Raw genomic sequence first — 17,152 nt, 5'->3', positions numbered from 1 at the left:
GTTTACACATTCAGTGAGTCAATTAAATGTATAGCTGATGCAGGGAAGAACTCGCCTCCGACGGTGATTTCATCCGCTATATAGGGATAGATGGTCAGCGTTTCGCCGTGATAACAGACTGCACCGACAAATAAGTTACCGGTTGAACTTAGACTGATATTAAGGCCAATCAGGTGACGGCTTGCCGGTTTGGCGTCATTAATTAAAAGCTCGAGCACCTGATACATTTCGTCAGTAATACCACTGTCGAGCACTCCGATAACGAGGCGAAAAGTGCCGGGTTCCTCGTTAAGCTGCCACCACTCTTTAACCTCAATCAGATAGCCAAGCGGTTCAACTGCCCGCCGCAATGCACTGATAGTGCCTTTGTGTTGATGGATAAAAAATGAGGATGCAATAACATGGCGTTTAGTCGCTTCCGACCAGTTAAAATCCCACCGGTCAACCGACAGCGCCCATGCCAAATAAGGTAACAGTGCGACAGGACATCGCTGCGGATCCCACAATGTACGCAGTGGCACTGGCACACGGGTAATTTCAGCCGCCGCTTTTGCTGTCGCCACCTCCAGTACCGACGAACCCACGGGCAACAAGCGATTATCACTCATCCGTCCCCCCTACGGTGATCGTGTATTCAGTGCAATAAGATGCCTGGTATTTATCGAGCACAATGTCATGGGCTGGCGAAGCCAGTTCCGCACGCTGTACTCCTTCGACGTGAAGCACGGCATGGATGGCAGACAGGCGAATATCCCTCCCGATCCGATGCTGCGAACGGATATAGTTTTTGAGTTGTTGTTCTGCCGCTTGCCTGATGGGTTCTTGCTCGGGGCCGGGGTAAAAATATAACGTCGCATTAATCTGATATGGCACAATCTTGGCACTCTGGACTGTTACACGGTCGCCCACCGGGCGCACGTCATCAGCATTGAGCGCTTTTTCTACAGCAGCCAGTAGATCAGAATTAGCGGTGCCGTCACCCTCACGTGATAGCACAGTAATCGTCACACAAGCAGGGGTAGGACTGACCACAGAAATATCCGCAACACGCCCGTCAGCGCTACGACCATGATACTCATAAGCCCCGACTGGTCCCGCTACACTCAGCCCCTCGAATGCCTGCTGTGCTCGCAGACGTAAATCTGTGTCAGACTCCATCACTGCCGGCGTGGGTGGAATAGTGGTGTTATCTGCCGGGGTGATGGTAAGCCGTTCGGTATTGTTGTTTGCCGCCATCACGTCAAGATCATGACCAACGGCATAGGCCAGCATATTGGCGCGGGCCGCTTCGTTGACTCGCTGACGCCAGATAACCTCACGATAAGTATTTTCTTCAAGGAGTTTGGTCAGCGGTTCTGACTCCAGTGCTAGCGTGCGTGCAACGGCTTCCTGCTGTTCTTCGGGGAACAGAGAAATCAGTGTCGCTTTGCGCTCGGTGAGAATGGTTTCGAAATCAAGCTTCTCTACCACATCCGGCGCGGGGAGCTGGTTCAGGTCGATAATCGGCATGGTTTCAACTCACAGGAAGGGTTAACAAAAGACTTTCGCCCGTTTCAGCATGTTGGCCAGTCAAGTTGACCACCATCTGACCGTTAAACCGGCGTTCTGTGGTCACCGAGGTCAACTTTACGCGCGGTTCCCATTTGAGGATCGCCATGTAACAAGCCACCTGGATTTGCAGCTCAAGGGCGGGAGTTTGCGGCTGGTCAATCATCGAAGACAGCAACGAGCCATAATCACGGCGCATCACTCGTGAGCCAATGGGTGTAAGCAAAATATCACTCACACTTTGACGAATATGCTCTGCATCGGTGATCGCCCGACCCGTGGTGCGACTGATACCAATGTAACCTGCGGTCATAGTGGCGCTCCTGTTGTGCCGCCGCTGTCGCCTGGATGTTGGTGGGTATGCAACACTTTGCCGTTTGACGACAATGAACCGCCGCTATGTTCAATATTGCCGCTCATCTTGCCGCCTTTTTGTACCTCCAGTGAGCCAGTAATCAGCGTATTGGTGCAAATCACTTCGGGCGAGTCGAGAGTAATGCGAGTTGATGCACTAACCCGTACCTCTGGCGCGGAGGCGATAAGAGTTTGCGATGCGCTGATATCGGCGGTTTTAATGCCGCACACCTTCAGGGCGCTGGTTTTCGGTTCATACTCAATAATGGCACCATCAGGGAAAGCCAGATGCAGGGCATCCGCCGATTCCGAAGGCGCGGGATGGTCATCAGAAAAAATCCCCGGCAGCACAAAAGCCGTATCAAGTTCACCACCGACAGCCAAAATTAATACCTGCTCACCCACCGATGGAGCCCACCATGTGCGAGAACGTCCAGCGCGGTGAGTCAGCCACTGGAGCCAGTCGGTTTGAATGCCGCCGGTCTGCACGCGACAGCGGCCAGCAATCAGGTCGGTTTCGACAATCATGCCAGTGCGAATCATATTGCGCAGCATGCGGGCAAGTTCTTGAATATTTGCGAGTGTGTTCATAACAAATAGATTGCATAAGATATTGTTGTAAACCAATTAGTTGATGCTCTGCTATCGTTGATACAACCTGATTAGAGATGATTACTCTGAGTTCAACTAAAAGATTAAGGAAAGAACATGAAGGAAAGTGACTACAACAGGGCGTTTGGGATTAGGAAGTTTTATGCCAGAAAGGCAAGATACGACAGAAATTTGCTGGCGCTTGAAAAGGCACATGAGATTAGAAAATTTGAAATTGAGTTGTACTGGAAGCGAACTGCTTATTTTTGGACATTAATCGCAGCAATGTTTGCTGGGTTCTTACTGTTAGCTTCAAAGCATTCTGAAAAGGCCATTGATAATGCTGACCTGTACCTTATTTTCATTGCCTCAACCGGTTTTGTCTTCTCATATGGTTGGTTTTTAGTTAATAAGGGCAGCAAGTTTTGGCAAGAAAATTGGGAGTTTCATATTGATAGGCTTGAAGATGAAATAACGGGTCCACTTTATAAAACAGTTCTACACCGACAAAACTGCATGGAAAAAAATAAAAAATGGAAAGAGTTGATGCATGCACCACAAAATTTTTCAGTATCCAAAATTAATCAGTTTATAGCGGTATATACAATGTTTTTGTGGGCGATATTGATGAGTATTCCAAGCATGTCATTTTGGAACTATTTATTTATTATGCTATTTATCTTTTTTATTCTTAAACTCATGAATAAGCATTGTCAGAGCGAGATAAAGGCTGAGGAAGAACCAATGAAAATCAAAACTATAAATAGGAAAACTGAGTTTTAAAGTACATTGAAAGTGAAAGTATATTGCCAATAATCATGACAGAACTTCGGTGATTATTTTCTCAATGACTTTATAATCCTCAGAGTTAAACCCCATCAATGGCCGTTTTGGATATTCCACCGCAACACTGTTGCGTCCCGGTTTATCCTTTAGGCCATAATGATGCACCCGCGCAATACGCTGTACCTTGCTGGTAAACTCCACCACGGCAGCACTGTCATCGCCTTTGGCTTTCATAAAGCGGTTGGTACGCAATTTTGTGAACATCTCCCGCTTAATGCGGCCTTTCTTCGCTTTGATCGGTTGGCGCTTTCGCGGAGCATAGGGCGTGCCATCGGGCGATTTTTGGGATTTAATTCGCTGCTGCTGACGTTGGCGCAGCTTCTTCGCAATTTCGACAGCCATATGGCGACGGCTTGCGGGTGATAGCGCAGCAATCAGACCAGCCAACTTATCTTCAAATGGTTTAAATTCATTCATTCCACTGACTCACCAGTTCACCATTACTCCACATTTCTACCGGTCGCGTTATTGGTTCTGGTCGCGGTGGTTCCGGTATGTTTTGCACATGTAACGCGCCGTCAACTTCCCTGACAAGGGTACGCTCGGTCAGTAACAGGTTGATACTGACATCAATGCTATTGTCGTTATTGATATCGGTATACCATGTAAAGCCTTTTTTCTGGCCTTCATCGGTGGTCATAATATCGGGCTGATTTTCACGTAGCCATGCCATTATCGGCACCAGCAGTAAATCAATATCACCAGTGAAATCCGTTACCACCACATTGAGAGTGTACTGTTTTTCAAATGACAGTGAGGCGGCCAGTGTGGCGGCAATTTTGCCGTTATCGACAAATAAACGCAGCATATCGGGATTGGTACGCAACACCGGCACAGCATCAGTGAGGGTTTTGCGCAAACTGTCGGGTTTCAACATCTAATTCATCCTGACATTGTTTAACAATCTCAACCTGTAACGCACAACGTTCGAGTGCATGCTCAAGCTGACGAATATCGGCACTCAAATCGCCGTTAGTTTTCGGGTCGCTGCCGGGCATCGGGCAAAGGCTGACTCTCGGGCATCCGCTGTAAACAATGACTGGCGGATGCGCAGGCGGGGCGTCGGTGCATCCGGCGCACAACATCAGGCAAATCAGTGCGGTACCAGCGGCGAAAGGTTTCGTTTTCATTGAGTAATCTTGTGATGGTTTGTTCACGCTGTGCTGCCAGTTTTCCAGCGGCGTCAAGCTGTTGTCGTAGGGTAACCTGTGCTCTCTCATTTTTATCAGCTCGGTTGGCAGCAACGTTAAGCTGATTTTTCAGTATGCTAATCGTGTTTTTTTGCTCATTGGCGACGCAATTAGCTCTCTCAAGCGACCTGCTTAGATTGCCGTTCTCATCACGCAGCCATAACACACCGAACACGGCCAGAATCAGTAATACGATTACTGTTTTCATTGTGTTCCCTTAAGACAATAAGCGCGTTCACGCTGGCGGCGATTCTCCAGCCCTTTACTTTTGACTCCATTGACATATACCCAGCGAGATAGTTGATCACATGCCTGTTCCCATTGTCGGCGTTTTAGATACGAAACCAGCGTCGAGCGACAGGCGGCTGCCGTACCGACGTTAAACGAAAAACTAACAAGTGCATCGTAAACCGGCTGCGGCATGTCTACCGGCACACAGGCCGCCAGTTGTTGCTCAACATGGAGAACATCGGCGACTAAATTTTCCGCCGCATCACGCTCGGTAATATCTCTTTTAGGTACAACTCCAGCAGTGTGACCAATACCTGATGTCCAGACTCCCGCGCTGCATTGATAGGGCCGCAGACGACATCCCTCAAGATCGGCGAGCAGGGTAAGGCCTTCCGGCGAGGTATGTAGCAAATGAAAATCAGGCATCAATACCGTCAACGCCAGCACCACACCGACACTGCAACGTTTAACGATTGAATTCACGGGTCACCCCTTCATTAAGCCCCATAGATCTGAGGTAATTAAAGGTTTTGCGGCGATACCAGAAATTAACCAGCGCGGTAAAAATGGCGCAGCTCCCACCGATATAGAGTGCAAATCTATCTGGCGTCTGTGTGCCGAACCATGCAAGTGCTACTGATAACCAGTAAGTAATAAATGTGCTGATCTTCTCCATTGTCAGTCCCACAGGTTTACAGTCTCTGTGACAGGTGAGGTTTGAACATCTGGCAGTTCAACGGCAGTGCCATGCGGTAGCACCGCCCCAAGTTCTGCCAGCCCCGGATTAGCGGCGAGCACCGTTTCAAATACTCCCTCGGTGCGCCCGTAATATCGAGCGCAAATGAGGTCAAGGGTATCGCCTTGTTGTGCAATGATTTGCATCAGATGTGGCCCACAATACAGCGTGGTTTATCTTGGATGCGCGAGACCGACCAGCGCATATCACGCCACAACTCATCAATAGTGCTGTCGATACTGTCAGCTTTTTTGTCGCCTTTGGCACTGGTATCTACGCCGCGATAACGTTCATACAAGGTCGCGGTCGCCATTGCACAAACGGCGCGCACATAATAGAAAACACGGATATTCTCCCCATCGACCTCATCCGACGGCACATCTATAAGGCGGTTAAACCCAGCGGTGACTTGCTGCTCGCGAAAATCGTGCAACTCTGCATTGGTCTCTGCCATACCGGTTTTAATGGCCTCACGCAGTCGTGCTGGAGAAACGGTCTGCTCAAGCCGCATCAGATCACGAACGCGTTTTGGGTCGATGTCGGGAAAGAAAAAGGTGTTCTTTATCAGTGGCTCGTCATGCGCAGATGGCGGAATGACTACTGTGTCGCCATGTGGCTGCTCATCTTTTTTGGAAATAATCACTGTCGTCATGACAACCTCAAAATAGAGGGCGGTGGACGCAAGCGTTGATCTGGTAAGTTGTCGCGGCTTGCGTGCCGCCCGGCGCGGGGCGCGTTTGGTTAACGACTGGCGCTGGCTTTACGCAGTTGGCTCTCCAGCCGTTCAATATCTTTTTTCACACCGCAATGGTTGTTGAGTTGTAAAGCGCGTTTCAGATGGACGAGTGCTGGCTCTGCTTTGCCACTGTCCCGCAGGACGATACCGGCGATTTTGTGCAGCTTGGCGCGCACTTGATCGGGCATATCCTCGGCATCGGTCAGTTCCATTGTGGCCAGCAGGTGGTCGATATTGACGGGCTGGCCAGCACTGTGGGCGCGAGTGGCGGCATCGGCCACATCTTCAGCCAATAAGTAAGGCGTAGAGCGTTTATAGCGATCTGGCATCACGAGGCGATGGTGCAAGGCATAGTGGGCAATCTCCAGCGCACCGGCAATATCGCCAACATCCAACTTCCACACCATAACCGTCATCAATACCGCATCTTGTGCGCCTCGGCCTTCACTCAACACTCCGCTCACCCAAGGGGCGTAATAGGGCAGCATTTCCCGTTTGCGTTCAGCTTTGCGCTCCATTGAATGCACATTTTTCAGGGCGCGAATATCTTCAGCTAGTTTTAGTAGCATCAGTTCATAGCCATTGGCATGGCGCAGCGGCTCATCAATCTGCTGCGCCGCCTCCGCCGCTAAAACTCGCATCATGTGCCGTCTGGCGGGGCTTAACATGATTTAGGCTCCAGTCTCTGAATGCTCGTTTTTCGTTTCAGTCAATAGTTGGATATTTTCAATCAGGCAACCACAGCCGTATTCCTCCACCACATAATCCTGTTTGATAGATTCGTAGTTTTCGATGCGATCGCGGCGGGCGACTTCTTCGATATGGCGACGGTGGCTCTCGTCCATAAAATAGATCGACAGGTTGTCCAGACGAGTCACTAACATGGCATTGGCAGGGAAGTAGGGCACACGCACCGCTGGCAAGTTGCCGATACGTTTCTGGCTAACAATTACATCCGCTGCCAACATTTCGCTATTGGGTTGTTTTTGGTTAATTAGTGGGAAATATTTATCGGCTAACAACTCACGGCCACAGATCACCACTAAATCGGGATCTTCCTGATGCCACGGGTCAATCATGGTATTGGTGGCATCAAATACCAGCGCATCGAGATTTTTATAGTCGCCATTTTCGCCGACACGAATGACGCTGGAAATTATCGCACCATCTTTACCGGTCACTTTATCCATCACCCGCTGCGGCGCTTCGTTGCGGTATTTTTGCAGCCAGCCCACGGCTACATCTTGCAGCATTGGGTTTTGTTTGCGGTTCGACGTTGCAGAGCGTTTCACACCGTTAAAGCCCGCCATGATGTAATCCAATGCCTGACGCTTGGCGATGGCATCACGCAGCCGCAGTTGAAAATCCTGATACCGCGCCCACAGGTCTAATGTGTTATAGCGGATATGAAAATCGAAGTTCATCTGTTCACACTGGTAACGGCGGGCTTCCAGCGTGGCAAAGTCAGCGGTTTCACGCTCGGCGCCAGTCGCAGTATCAGTAGTGCTGGCAATAGAACCAGTGACGCCGATACCGATTTTTTCACCGGTTAACTCGGCCACCGGCACCATATTGATACGGCTGAGAAACTCGGATGACTCCTGCACGCGGGTCATCAGGGTTTGGGTAACCGACGGCTCGACGCTGAATTTTTTCGCCACATCGCTCACCTCAATGCCATTCAATTTGGCAACCTGAGTCAGGTAAGCGTTGAATTTGATTCGGGTATTAGGTCGCATGAGGTTCTCTCAGTCTGGTTATTAACAGTTGGTCAGAAAGGTTTCATCACCATTACCGCCGTTGGCCATCGGGCGACGCAGTTGGATCAGGCTTTCGCTATGGTCGAGGCTGGCGTACAGGTGGGAAAGTTGCTGCTGATTGGCTTCAATCTGTTGCTCAATTTGTTGAAAACGTTGCTCGTTAATATCAGCCTGAACTTGCAACTGTTCAGCAACGGTGGTCACTGCGGCGTGAACATCAGTAAAGCGGGCATCGTCAGAGGATTGCTTGCGGTTAAACAGCTCTTTTACCCGGCTAAGTAAACTGATTCCGGATTCGGGAATCTCTTCAAATTCAATCGCGGCCTCAACGGCAACAGAGAACAAATCGGTGGGTTCCAGTTTCTTACCGGCCAGCGGGTTGGTTTTGGCACGGGCGCAGAATTCCAACATTTCAGTACCCAAGCTGGCCGGGTCATCAGTCACCGCCAGGCCAATCAGATAGCATTTACCGCTGTTGGAGAAATTCGGGCGAATCTCCATTGAGGTGTAAACCTTTTGTCGGGCTTGCACCATTGCCACTAAATCCTCAGTTGGAACCACCTTGGCATATAACGCCCACTTACCGTTTAGCGCGGAATCATCATTAATCTTCTCGGCTTTCAGCTCGACCACATCACCATAACGGCGGAAAGGGCTGTCAGGCAGTAAGCCTTTAATATGCTCCAGATTGATGCGGCAACCATAGACGCGCGGGTCAAATGTATCTGCCATTTGCTGAATGTCATTACCGTCGATAATGCGACCATCGCAAGTATCACCTTCGACGCCGATACGGAAAAACTTAGAAATTTTCTTGGCCATAATGGGAGTCCGTGAATGGGTCAGTTAAATCAGCGCTAGTTTCCTGACTCCCAATATCCATCGCCACTACTCAAAATCCTTTAATCACTGACACAACAGTGAGTTGAGGAAGAATTAAATTCGTTTTCGTAGCCTTGCGCTCATGATGACGACCCCAACTACTCTTATCAGCGATCCACGACGGCAGGCGGCTTTGCTTTACTGGCAGGGCTTTTCTGTGCGCCAGATTGCGGAGATGCTGAACCAGAAAGCGCCAACCGTGCAGAGCTGGAAACAGCGGGATGCCTGGGAGGATGTATCCCCGGTATCGCGTGTGGAGAGCAGTCTGGAAGCGCGGTTGATTCAACTGATCATGAAGAACAACAAGGAGGGGTGCGACTACAAAGAGATTGACCTGCTAGGCCGCCAGATTGAGCGATTAGCGCGAGTTAATCGCTACAACCAAACCGGCAATGAAGCCGAGCTGAATCCGAAGATACGTAACCGTAATAAAGGGGAACGTAAGTCGGCTGAGAAGAATGTGTTTAGCGACGCGGCTATTGAAGCGCTGAATGATATTTTTCTGGAAACTACGTTTGAATATCAGAAAGGTTGGTATCGGGCTGGCTTGCAGCATCGTATTCGCAATATTCTTAAATCGCGCCAAATTGGCGCGACCTTCTACTTTGCCCGTGAAGCGCTAATAGATGCGCTAACCACTGGGCGCAGTCAGATCTTCCTGTCAGCCAGTAAGGCGCAGGCGCATGTATTCAAAAACTACATTATTGATTTTGCCCGACAGGTAGAAGTTGATCTGAAAGGCGATCCGATAGTGCTGGCCAACGGTGCGCGGCTGTTCTTTCTCGGCACTAATATCCGCACCGCTCAGAGCTACACCGGCAACCTGTATCTCGATGAATACTTTTGGATACCGAAGTTTCAGGAGTTGCGCAAAGTGGCTTCGGGTATGTCATTACACAAAAAATGGCGCACCACCTATTTTTCCACGCCATCCAGTCTGGCCCACAGCGCATATCCGTTTTGGTCTGGCGAGCTGTTTAATAAAGGGCGTAAGAACAAAGAACAGCATATTTATGTTGATCTCAGCCATAGCCATTTGATGCACGGTGCGCTGTGTGGCGACGGTCAGTGGCGGCAGATTGTCACTGTTGAAGATGCGCTGGCGGGTGGCTGTAACCTGTTTGACCTCGACCAACTCGCGCTGGAATACAGCCCTGCGGAATATCAAAACCTGCTGATGTGCGAATTCGTCGATGATAAAACCTCGGTATTCCCGTTCGAAGAGTTGCAGGGCTGCATGGTCGATAGTCTGGAGGAGTGGGACGATTTTAATCCTTACGCCTATCGACCTTTTGGCTATCGGGCGGTTTGGTTGGGTTATGACCCGTCTCACACCGGTGATAGTGCGGGTTGTGTGGTATTGGCTCCACCGCTGGTACTCGGCGGCAAATTCCGCATTTTGGAACGCCATCAATGGAAGGGAATGGACTTCGCCACTCAAGCTGAATCTATCAAAACCCTAACTGAAAAATATTGCGTGGAATATATCGGTATCGACGCCACGGGCATTGGGCAGGGCGTCTATCAACTGGTGCGGGAGTTCTTTCCGGCGGTGCGGGAAATTCGTTATAGTCCGGAGATTAAAACCGCGCTGGTGCTGAAAGCCAAAGACCTGATCTCCAGTGGGCGGCTGGAGTATGACTCCGGCCACACCGATATCACTCAATCTTTTATGGCTATCCGCAAAACCATGACTGCCAGCGGTGGCCGTGCCACTTACCAAGCCAGCCGCAGCGAAGACGCCAGTCATGCAGATATCGCATGGGCGGCGATGCACGCGATGATTAACGAGCCGCTAACCGCCGGTAACGGTTATGCCCAATCTTCAATTCTGGATTTTAACTGATGAGCAAACGCAAAGGCCGCAAGGCAGTAAAATCAACCAATTTAACTCGGCAACCGCAGCAACCAATGGAAGTGTTTAGCTTTGGCGAACCGTCCGCAGTGCTGGATCGCCGCGATATTCTGGATTACGCCGAATGCATCGGTAACGGCAAATGGATTGAGCCGCCGATCAGTTTCACCGGGTTGGCCAAAAGTCTGCGGGCGGCGGTACATCACAGCTCACCGATTTATGTGAAACGTAATATTCTGACTAGCACTTTTATTCCACATCCGCTGCTTAGCGCCCAAGAGTTTAGCCGCTTTGCACTGGATTTTTTGGTCTTCGGCAATGCCTTTCTGGAGAAGCGCTTCAATCGCTTAGGCAAGTTAATGCGGCTGGAATGTTCACCGGCCAAATATACTCGCCGTGGAGTAGAAGATGATGTGTATTGGTTCGTGCAATCTTTCCGCGAACCGCATCGCTTTGAGCCAGGCACGGTATTTCACCTGATTGAACCGGATATCAATCAAGAGCTTTACGGCTTGCCGGAATATCTCAGTTCACTCAACTCAGCATGGCTGAACGAATCGGCCACGTTATTCCGTCGCAAGTATTTCCAGAACGGCGCACATGCCGGTTATATCATGTATGTCACCGATGCGGCCCAAAGTAATACCGATGTAGAAACCTTACGCAATGCTATGCGCAGCACCAAAGGGTTGGGGAATTTTAAAAATCTGTTTTTCTACGCTCCAAATGGCAAGCCCGATGGCATTAAGATTGTCCCACTCAGCGAAGTCGCCACCAAAGACGATTTTTTTAATATCAAAAACGCCAGCCGCGACGACCTACTCAGCGCCCACCGCGTACCACCGCAGATGATGGGTATTATCCCCAATAACACTGGCGGTTTTGGCGACATAGAAAAGGCCAGTCAGGTGTTTGTAAGGAATGAGTTGATGCCGCTACAGGAACGGATGAAAGAGGTGAATGAGTGGTTAGACTGCAAAGTTATAGATTTTCATGAGTACAAACTTTAGCAGACGTTATTATTGTTTCTATTTCGACGTATTCTTGACATTATGGTTGTGACTTGTGAGCCTAAATAAAATATTGTATCTATAACATTCAACGACTAGTTTTTATTATATCTGAGGAGATATGTGTGGGAGACGCTAGGGCAAGCATCGGGCCAAATTTGCATATCGTTTTATTTGATGAAGTTGGGGGGCTGTGTCCTAAGTGTAGCAAACCACTAATGAAGGAGAATAATGGGAAAAAATTAAAACTTTATGAGCTTGCTCACATTTACCCATTTTCGCCTAGGCCAGAAGAGATGCTGCTCCTGAAGGATGAAAAAAGGTTAAATGATGATGTAGATCATGAAGATAATTTCATAGCTTTATGTCGTGATTGTCATAAAATTTTTGATACGCCAAGAACTGTTGATGGTTATCGAGAAATGTATAATCTCAAACTCATGTTGCAGCAGAATACAAGAATAAAAAATAGATATTTCAATTTTCAAATTGAAGATGACATTAAAGAAATAATTGATAAAATGGCATCCATAATACCTGAATCATCTAGTCAGTTATCATTTGATGCAATGAGAATTGATGAAAAACTTGATGATAACGTTACGATACAATTCAGGATGAAAATAAAAAGTTCTGTCAATTATTTCTACAATGACATTAAAGTTCTTTTTCAACAAATCGATAAAATAAACCCAGGGACTTCTGACTTAATATATGGAGAGGTTAAGGTTCATTACCTAAAATTAAAAAAAGATGGTGTAGATCAGTATGTGATATTTGATGCTCTTACCGAATGGATAAGAACATATGCAAAACAGAAAAATAGAGATGCTGCGGAAACATTAGTAGCTTTTTTTGTGCAAAATTGTGAGGTTTACTCATGATTACTCCTACAAAATCAACGCCATTAAAAGATTCAATTTTATTCAAAATGATTTCTATTTTAGAAAAGGACTTTTCTAAATGTACGGTTCATGACCTTTATGAAATGACAAAGAATGATTTTTCAATTGTTGATGATTTTCTATTATCACTTGATGTTTTATACATACTAAACTTGATCGAATTTAATTCTGATGAGGAAACCATAACAAAATGTTGATTAGTTTGAGTTGCAAAAAATTAATACGGGAAAATTTAATTTTCACACCTGGACTTAATTCTGTTCTGGGGCCAAACAATGGTGCTAACTCAATTGGTAAATCATCAGTTTTACTTCTCATTGATTTTGTTTTTGGTGGTAATGATTTCATAAATCTATGTGCTGACGCTATTGATAATGTGGGGCATATTACCGTTGATTTTTCATATCAATTTGATGAGAAAACATACTCTTTCTCAAGAAGCACTATAACACCAGACATTGTTTTATTTAAAAATGGGAAAAGTGAAAATAAAGAGCTTAATGACTTTAAAGTTTTTTTGAGGGAAAAGTATAACTTTGACAATCACGCACCTAATTTTAGAAATATGATAGGAAGATTTTCAAGAGTGTGGGGAAAGGATAACTATAACCCAAATAAGCCTTTGCATATTGTGCCATCTGAGAGTTTTTCAAGTGTTAAATCCTTTTTAATTCAATCGTTTGGATTTGCTGGGTTATTGAACGAAACTGAGCGTCTCCAAGAGGAAAATAACAAGAAAAAAAAGAGTCTTGACCTAGCTTTCAAAGAAGGGTTTATAAGGAAAATAACCTTGCGTGAAGCTGAAAAATTAAGGTTTGAGTTAAATGAGATTAACGAAAAAATAAAATTTATACGAGAGAATCTAGAAGTTTATGCGACTAATATAAATGAAATTATAAATAACAAAAGTTTAGGTCTTAAGGTTAAAAAAGATAGTGTTCTAAAAGAAAAAAACATCCTATTAACTCAACTATCCAGAATCTCTAGAAATTTAGAGTTGTCTGATCCTGTTAAGGAAAAATTTTTCGAAAAGGTTGAGGAGTTTATTCCCAATGTTAATATTAATAGATTAAGAGAAGTGGAGAAATTCCATTCTAGTATATCCAAAATTTTGCAAAAAGAGCTAAAGGCGGAAAAATTTTTTTTAGAAACACAACTAAATGAAGTCGATATCTTGCTATCATCATTAGATGCGGAAATAAAAAAGGTAACTGGTGTCGTTGACAAACCGAGCGAGTTAGTAGATGAGATTCTTTCATTATCCATAAAACAAAAAGAGATTAAGAGCACTATAGAATATAGAGAGCTACAGGATAATTTGACTAAAGGATTAAAAGATATTAGAAATGAGTTAAAAATTCAAACTGAAGGAATTCTAGATAAAATAGAAAAAATTCTCAATGATGGTGTTAATAAATATATTTCGATTTTCTACCCTGATAATAGAATTTCTCCTAAGATAACGCTATCTAATACAAATTATATTTTTGATCACTATGGTGATTCTGGCACAGGTAAATCATATGCTAATATGCTTGCATTAGATCTAACCTTTCTTGATAGAACGTCATTACCAATTCTGATTGAAGATTCAATTGTTTTCAAAAACATTGAGCTATCGGCGATACAAGAAATTATAAAATGTTATTCCATAAGTAAAAAACAGATATTTATATCAATAGATCAAATAGGTAACTTCAACTCTGAAACACAAAGTATTCTACGGCATTCCAAGTTTATTAGGCTTAATGAAAAGTTATTAGCATTCAAAAAGTCATGGAAAATAAACAATTAGTATCATAGATTATGCACGATTATAGCTCCTTTACGCTGCGCGTTTTATATGGGTCATTAAGAACTTGCACTAGTAGCGAAATAGAGCTTGGTAATCATTGTTCACATATAATCTGCATAGTATAAAAATGCCACCTGCTATAATTTACTTCGGTGGCATTAAATAATATAATGCATTGAATAATCAAGTATATTTCTGCATAACCATATCTGCACCTTCGTTCAGCAGGTCATTGATAGAATGGCCGGTAGCTTGAGCGGTAACAGTGAGTGCCTGATGGCGCTCAGGTGTTAGCCGTGCAGTGACTTTACCGCTATAAGATTTATACGGCTCGATACCGTCTTTTTTGCACTCATCTAAAAAGACCGATAGAGAGAGTGAACCCTCTTTTTTCAGTTCTTCCACACTATAAGCGTAGAAATCAGCACCGCCATTCAAGCCGACAAATTCACCCCGAAACATTTCAATTTCTGGATCGAAGTTGATGATGGCAGTGTGGCCGTCAATTTTCATTGTGTTGTTCATGGTTTTATTCCTAAACTGTCAAGCCATAGCCTGATGGAGTTAACTGCCCCCTTGTCAGTGGTAGGTCTGGGGTGTGGTCGGTGAAAAATACGTTTTTCACCTTTTAACAGCACCGCAATCCTTGATCCTTCCCGCTCGTGTATCTCAGCCCCTAATCCAATAAAAAGCGCTTCAATATCAGACCACTTTATTGAACCATTTACTGGTCGAGCATATACATCTAACAACGTTTTTTGGTGTCGTTTGTTCATAACTATTATGGTACCATATTTTGACACTATGACAACCTAATAATGGTGTCACTTTATGGTGCCTATATGTTAAGGATAGATAATTTCGTTTACTCGGTAAATGTCACAGTCCATCCATATGGTGACGGTCATCAGAACCCATCGCGCGCAATCGTATCCCCGCCACGCCTGCCCGCTTTATAGGGCGCTTTTCATGCAGTTGCGTGATCGTGGTAGATCCGCGCCAGTACTGACTTGGTGCGCTCAAATCTGGCAGCGGATCTTCATGCAAATTCATGCACTCAATGCATGCATGGGTTGCGAACAGCATCTACCGTTTCAATCAGCGTTTCTTTCTGGTGATGGATAGGTCTTCACCCGAGTAGAAATACGTTGCCAATATAGACCTATGGTGCGATTGCTTTTCTTTGGGTTTAACTCATAAAGCCCTTTAAAGCGGTAAAGTGTCATTCCCAAATTATCTTTGGCTTTTGCAAAAACCAGGCGTTTATTTCTCGTTTCTGCCATCCATTTATCAAAGTGAGCGGCCTGGGCGTCTTCGGACTTAGGTATTTCAGTAATGACGTTTTCATCATTAGAGATCTGATTGCTCCAGTGCTCATTATCAAAAAGTTTGGGCAACCAGATAAGTATATCGTCATGGTAGGGATGCTTGGCTCCGGCCTTCTGGAGAAACTTGTAGTTATGGCCGAAACAGTTACAGGCATCAGTAATCCTGCGGAATGCTACGTTATCTTTCACATCGATATAGCCTCTGCGGATATGAGGTTCGATAGATAGCTCTTTATCCATATCCCAAGGCTCAAAGTAATCACCTAATGCAGCGATCTTAGACTTAATTGCAGCAACACAATCGTCAATACGTTCGTTCATCTGACGTAATGAACCATCAACTGAGATGCGAATAACCTCATGACCAGTAGCATCAATAATATCGGCTTCTCGGAGATTATCGTGTTCGGCTTGTTTGAGATGGAAGGGTTCATCGATCTCAATATGCAGGTTGATGGCTGGGAAATAAAGATCGGTCAGTGCTCGCCCTGATTCTCTTTTCACGTACTGCTGAGTAACGAATTTTATGTCATCGCGGTTTAGCTTATGCACAATGCCAGTAACGACATATTGCTCGTGTTTTTTGTTTTTCGTCCTGGCTAATTGGCGAACGACGTAATCATATTGTGAAATCATTTGGCTGCATGTTCTCAAGGTTTACAGATGATTAATGATATCACCTGTAGTTTGTGGTGGTCCAAATAGGGTTTTAAACTCTGAAGGTATACGACTAGGGAATATCCCTAGGCAGTTGATGCATATCAATCCTCACTTCCTATGGTATAGCGTCATGAGTTGAATGATAAAAAGTGACAAAGTACCCATGTTACTTACCGAAGCTTGGTCTATATCACATCAAGGGAGCTAACGATTGGGTCTTTGTCACTGTTTTTGGTCCGGAATACGTCTAGTGGCGGTTCAATGTGGCCATCAATAAAAGCGACAGAGACAAAAAAGCGATTATGTTATTCATGGTATTCCTTTCTGCGTGTGCTGATGAAAAATGCAGGCACATATTAACAAATATGAATTTGTCATTGGAATATCGCCTGTTTCACGCTATTTCGGGATTCACTCCTAGTAAACATTTTTTAATCATTCTGTGCAGTCTGGTGACGCCTTGTAGAACACTTCCTCATGCCCATTATTCGGCAAGCATTCGTCCGCTAAATCAGAGATTAGGTAGAGTGCCATCTCCATTTCTTCATGCTTGCAGCATGCGGTGAGGGAAATTTCAGCGATGAATTGTATACGTGACAGGGCAAGATAGATTTGTTCAATGTGTTCCATATTTATCTCTCCTTACTATCTGTATAAATATACAGTATTATTGTTTCGGGCAATTTCGTTAGTCAAGTACATCAATGTTTTTATGAGACTTTGTT

Annotated in this window: 25 protein-coding genes; 6 read left to right on the top strand and 19 right to left on the bottom strand. The window is 45.5% G+C overall.

All coding sequences use genetic code 11. The features are described 5' to 3' along the window. Positions 1 to 2 precede the first annotated feature (2 nt). The 4 genes from FTA96_RS06955 to FTA96_RS06940 are packed head-to-tail and all read right to left on the bottom strand — an operon-like array spanning position 3 to position 2,493. Complete coding sequence (locus FTA96_RS06955) at positions 3 to 608, bottom strand: phage tail protein I (RefSeq protein WP_145573474.1); 606 nt, start codon at positions 606 to 608, stop codon at positions 3 to 5. Then, a complete protein-coding gene (locus tag FTA96_RS06950; protein WP_145506758.1) occupies positions 601 to 1,509 on the bottom strand; it encodes a baseplate assembly protein in 909 nt (302 codons plus the stop codon). The genes FTA96_RS06955 and FTA96_RS06950 overlap by 8 nt, the downstream gene beginning before the upstream one ends. A gap of 4 nt (positions 1,510 to 1,513) precedes the next feature. Next, positions 1,514 to 1,861, bottom strand: coding sequence for a GPW/gp25 family protein (locus FTA96_RS06945; protein WP_145506759.1), 348 nt, complete (start codon positions 1,859 to 1,861; stop codon positions 1,514 to 1,516). Next, positions 1,858 to 2,493 carry a phage baseplate assembly protein V gene (locus FTA96_RS06940; RefSeq protein WP_145506762.1) on the bottom strand — a complete coding sequence of 212 codons (636 nt, stop codon included), beginning with the start codon at positions 2,491 to 2,493 and terminating at the stop codon, positions 1,858 to 1,860. The genes FTA96_RS06945 and FTA96_RS06940 overlap by 4 nt, the downstream gene beginning before the upstream one ends. Before the next feature lie 117 nt (positions 2,494 to 2,610). Here FTA96_RS06940 and FTA96_RS06935 point away from each other — a divergent pair, with 117 nt between their 5' ends. Next, positions 2,611 to 3,276 (top strand): RipA family octameric membrane protein, encoded by a 666-nt coding sequence (locus FTA96_RS06935; protein WP_050877683.1) that lies wholly within the window; start codon positions 2,611 to 2,613, stop codon positions 3,274 to 3,276. 33 nt (positions 3,277 to 3,309) lie between these two features. On the opposite strand, the gene FTA96_RS06930 is transcribed toward FTA96_RS06935, so the two are convergent. The 11 genes from FTA96_RS06930 to FTA96_RS06880 all read right to left on the bottom strand — a co-directional run bounded on the left by FTA96_RS06930 (position 3,310) and on the right by FTA96_RS06880 (position 8,814). Then, positions 3,310 to 3,756, bottom strand: coding sequence for a phage virion morphogenesis protein (locus tag FTA96_RS06930; protein WP_145506765.1), 447 nt, complete (start codon positions 3,754 to 3,756; stop codon positions 3,310 to 3,312). Beyond that, positions 3,749 to 4,216, bottom strand: coding sequence for a phage tail protein (locus FTA96_RS06925; protein WP_087818514.1), 468 nt, complete (start codon positions 4,214 to 4,216; stop codon positions 3,749 to 3,751). Before FTA96_RS06925 ends, FTA96_RS06930 begins: the two co-directional genes overlap by 8 nt. Then, complete coding sequence (gene lysC, locus FTA96_RS23390; protein ID WP_145506775.1) at positions 4,179 to 4,424, bottom strand: Rz1-like lysis system protein LysC; 246 nt, start codon at positions 4,422 to 4,424, stop codon at positions 4,179 to 4,181. Before lysC ends, FTA96_RS06925 begins: the two co-directional genes overlap by 38 nt. Then, positions 4,312 to 4,737: an Rz-like lysis system protein LysB gene (gene lysB / locus FTA96_RS23465; RefSeq protein ID WP_087818516.1), complete on the bottom strand. Its 426-nt coding sequence runs from the start codon at positions 4,735 to 4,737 to the stop codon at positions 4,312 to 4,314. The genes lysC and lysB overlap by 113 nt, the downstream gene beginning before the upstream one ends. Then, positions 4,734 to 5,243, bottom strand: coding sequence for a lysozyme (locus FTA96_RS06910; protein WP_087818517.1), 510 nt, complete (start codon positions 5,241 to 5,243; stop codon positions 4,734 to 4,736). Before FTA96_RS06910 ends, lysB begins: the two co-directional genes overlap by 4 nt. Then, on the bottom strand, positions 5,227 to 5,448 hold the full coding sequence (locus tag FTA96_RS06905; RefSeq protein ID WP_032910804.1) for a phage holin family protein: 222 nt from the start codon (positions 5,446 to 5,448) through the stop codon (positions 5,227 to 5,229). Before FTA96_RS06905 ends, FTA96_RS06910 begins: the two co-directional genes overlap by 17 nt. After that, positions 5,439 to 5,642 (bottom strand): tail protein X, encoded by a 204-nt coding sequence (locus FTA96_RS06900; protein WP_087818518.1) that lies wholly within the window; start codon positions 5,640 to 5,642, stop codon positions 5,439 to 5,441. Before FTA96_RS06900 ends, FTA96_RS06905 begins: the two co-directional genes overlap by 10 nt. Continuing rightward, positions 5,642 to 6,148 (bottom strand): head completion/stabilization protein, encoded by a 507-nt coding sequence (locus FTA96_RS06895; RefSeq protein WP_004708287.1) that lies wholly within the window; start codon positions 6,146 to 6,148, stop codon positions 5,642 to 5,644. Before FTA96_RS06895 ends, FTA96_RS06900 begins: the two co-directional genes overlap by 1 nt. Positions 6,149 to 6,237: 89 nt before the next feature. Further along, on the bottom strand, positions 6,238 to 6,900 hold the full coding sequence (locus FTA96_RS06890) for a phage terminase small subunit (protein WP_087818519.1): 663 nt from the start codon (positions 6,898 to 6,900) through the stop codon (positions 6,238 to 6,240). A 3-nt stretch (positions 6,901 to 6,903) separates the two neighbouring features. Beyond that, positions 6,904 to 7,971 (bottom strand): phage major capsid protein, P2 family, encoded by a 1,068-nt coding sequence (locus FTA96_RS06885; RefSeq protein WP_050145319.1) that lies wholly within the window; start codon positions 7,969 to 7,971, stop codon positions 6,904 to 6,906. A gap of 21 nt (positions 7,972 to 7,992) precedes the next feature. Next, positions 7,993 to 8,814, bottom strand: a complete 822-nt coding sequence (locus FTA96_RS06880) for a GPO family capsid scaffolding protein (protein ID WP_145573473.1) — start codon at positions 8,812 to 8,814, stop codon at positions 7,993 to 7,995. 142 nt (positions 8,815 to 8,956) lie between these two features. On the opposite strand from FTA96_RS06880, the gene FTA96_RS06875 reads away from it, so the two are divergent. From FTA96_RS06875 to FTA96_RS06855, 5 genes are all read left to right on the top strand, one after another. Beyond that, entirely contained in the window at positions 8,957 to 10,720 is a 1,764-nt protein-coding gene (locus FTA96_RS06875) for a terminase ATPase subunit family protein (protein ID WP_145573471.1), read from the top strand. Continuing rightward, entirely contained in the window at positions 10,720 to 11,739 is a 1,020-nt protein-coding gene (locus tag FTA96_RS06870) for a phage portal protein (protein WP_145573470.1), read from the top strand. The genes FTA96_RS06875 and FTA96_RS06870 overlap by 1 nt, the downstream gene beginning before the upstream one ends. A 125-nt stretch (positions 11,740 to 11,864) precedes the next feature. Continuing rightward, positions 11,865 to 12,623, top strand: a complete 759-nt coding sequence (locus tag FTA96_RS06865) for an ABC-three component system protein (RefSeq protein ID WP_050145323.1) — start codon at positions 11,865 to 11,867, stop codon at positions 12,621 to 12,623. Next, positions 12,620 to 12,841: an ABC-three component system middle component 7 gene (locus tag FTA96_RS06860; RefSeq protein ID WP_050145324.1), complete on the top strand. Its 222-nt coding sequence runs from the start codon at positions 12,620 to 12,622 to the stop codon at positions 12,839 to 12,841. Before FTA96_RS06865 ends, FTA96_RS06860 begins: the two co-directional genes overlap by 4 nt. Then, on the top strand, positions 12,835 to 14,439 hold the full coding sequence (locus FTA96_RS06855; protein WP_145573468.1) for a DUF2326 domain-containing protein: 1,605 nt from the start codon (positions 12,835 to 12,837) through the stop codon (positions 14,437 to 14,439). The genes FTA96_RS06860 and FTA96_RS06855 overlap by 7 nt, the downstream gene beginning before the upstream one ends. Positions 14,440 to 14,622: 183 nt before the next feature. Here the strand turns inward: FTA96_RS06855 and FTA96_RS06850 are convergent, their stop codons facing one another. The 4 genes from FTA96_RS06850 to FTA96_RS06830 all read right to left on the bottom strand — a co-directional run bounded on the left by FTA96_RS06850 (position 14,623) and on the right by FTA96_RS06830 (position 17,057). Then, positions 14,623 to 14,964, bottom strand: coding sequence for a type II toxin-antitoxin system HicB family antitoxin (locus FTA96_RS06850; RefSeq protein WP_050146318.1), 342 nt, complete (start codon positions 14,962 to 14,964; stop codon positions 14,623 to 14,625). Beyond that, positions 14,961 to 15,215, bottom strand: a complete 255-nt coding sequence (locus FTA96_RS06845; protein WP_145573467.1) for a type II toxin-antitoxin system HicA family toxin — start codon at positions 15,213 to 15,215, stop codon at positions 14,961 to 14,963. Before FTA96_RS06845 ends, FTA96_RS06850 begins: the two co-directional genes overlap by 4 nt. Before the next feature lie 318 nt (positions 15,216 to 15,533). Further along, complete coding sequence (locus tag FTA96_RS06835) at positions 15,534 to 16,403, bottom strand: AbaSI family restriction endonuclease (RefSeq protein WP_050121982.1); 870 nt, start codon at positions 16,401 to 16,403, stop codon at positions 15,534 to 15,536. A 459-nt stretch (positions 16,404 to 16,862) separates the two neighbouring features. Beyond that, positions 16,863 to 17,057, bottom strand: coding sequence for a hypothetical protein (locus FTA96_RS06830; RefSeq protein WP_050121983.1), 195 nt, complete (start codon positions 17,055 to 17,057; stop codon positions 16,863 to 16,865). Between the last annotated feature and the right edge of the window lie 95 nt (positions 17,058 to 17,152).

Origin of the sequence: Yersinia alsatica, assembly GCF_902170305.1 — a bacterium.
GTDB classification, from domain to species: Bacteria; Pseudomonadota; Gammaproteobacteria; order Enterobacterales; family Enterobacteriaceae; genus Yersinia; species Yersinia alsatica.
The sequence above is the reverse complement of the archived record's forward strand: the minus strand, read 5'-3'. Positions and strand labels throughout refer to the sequence as shown.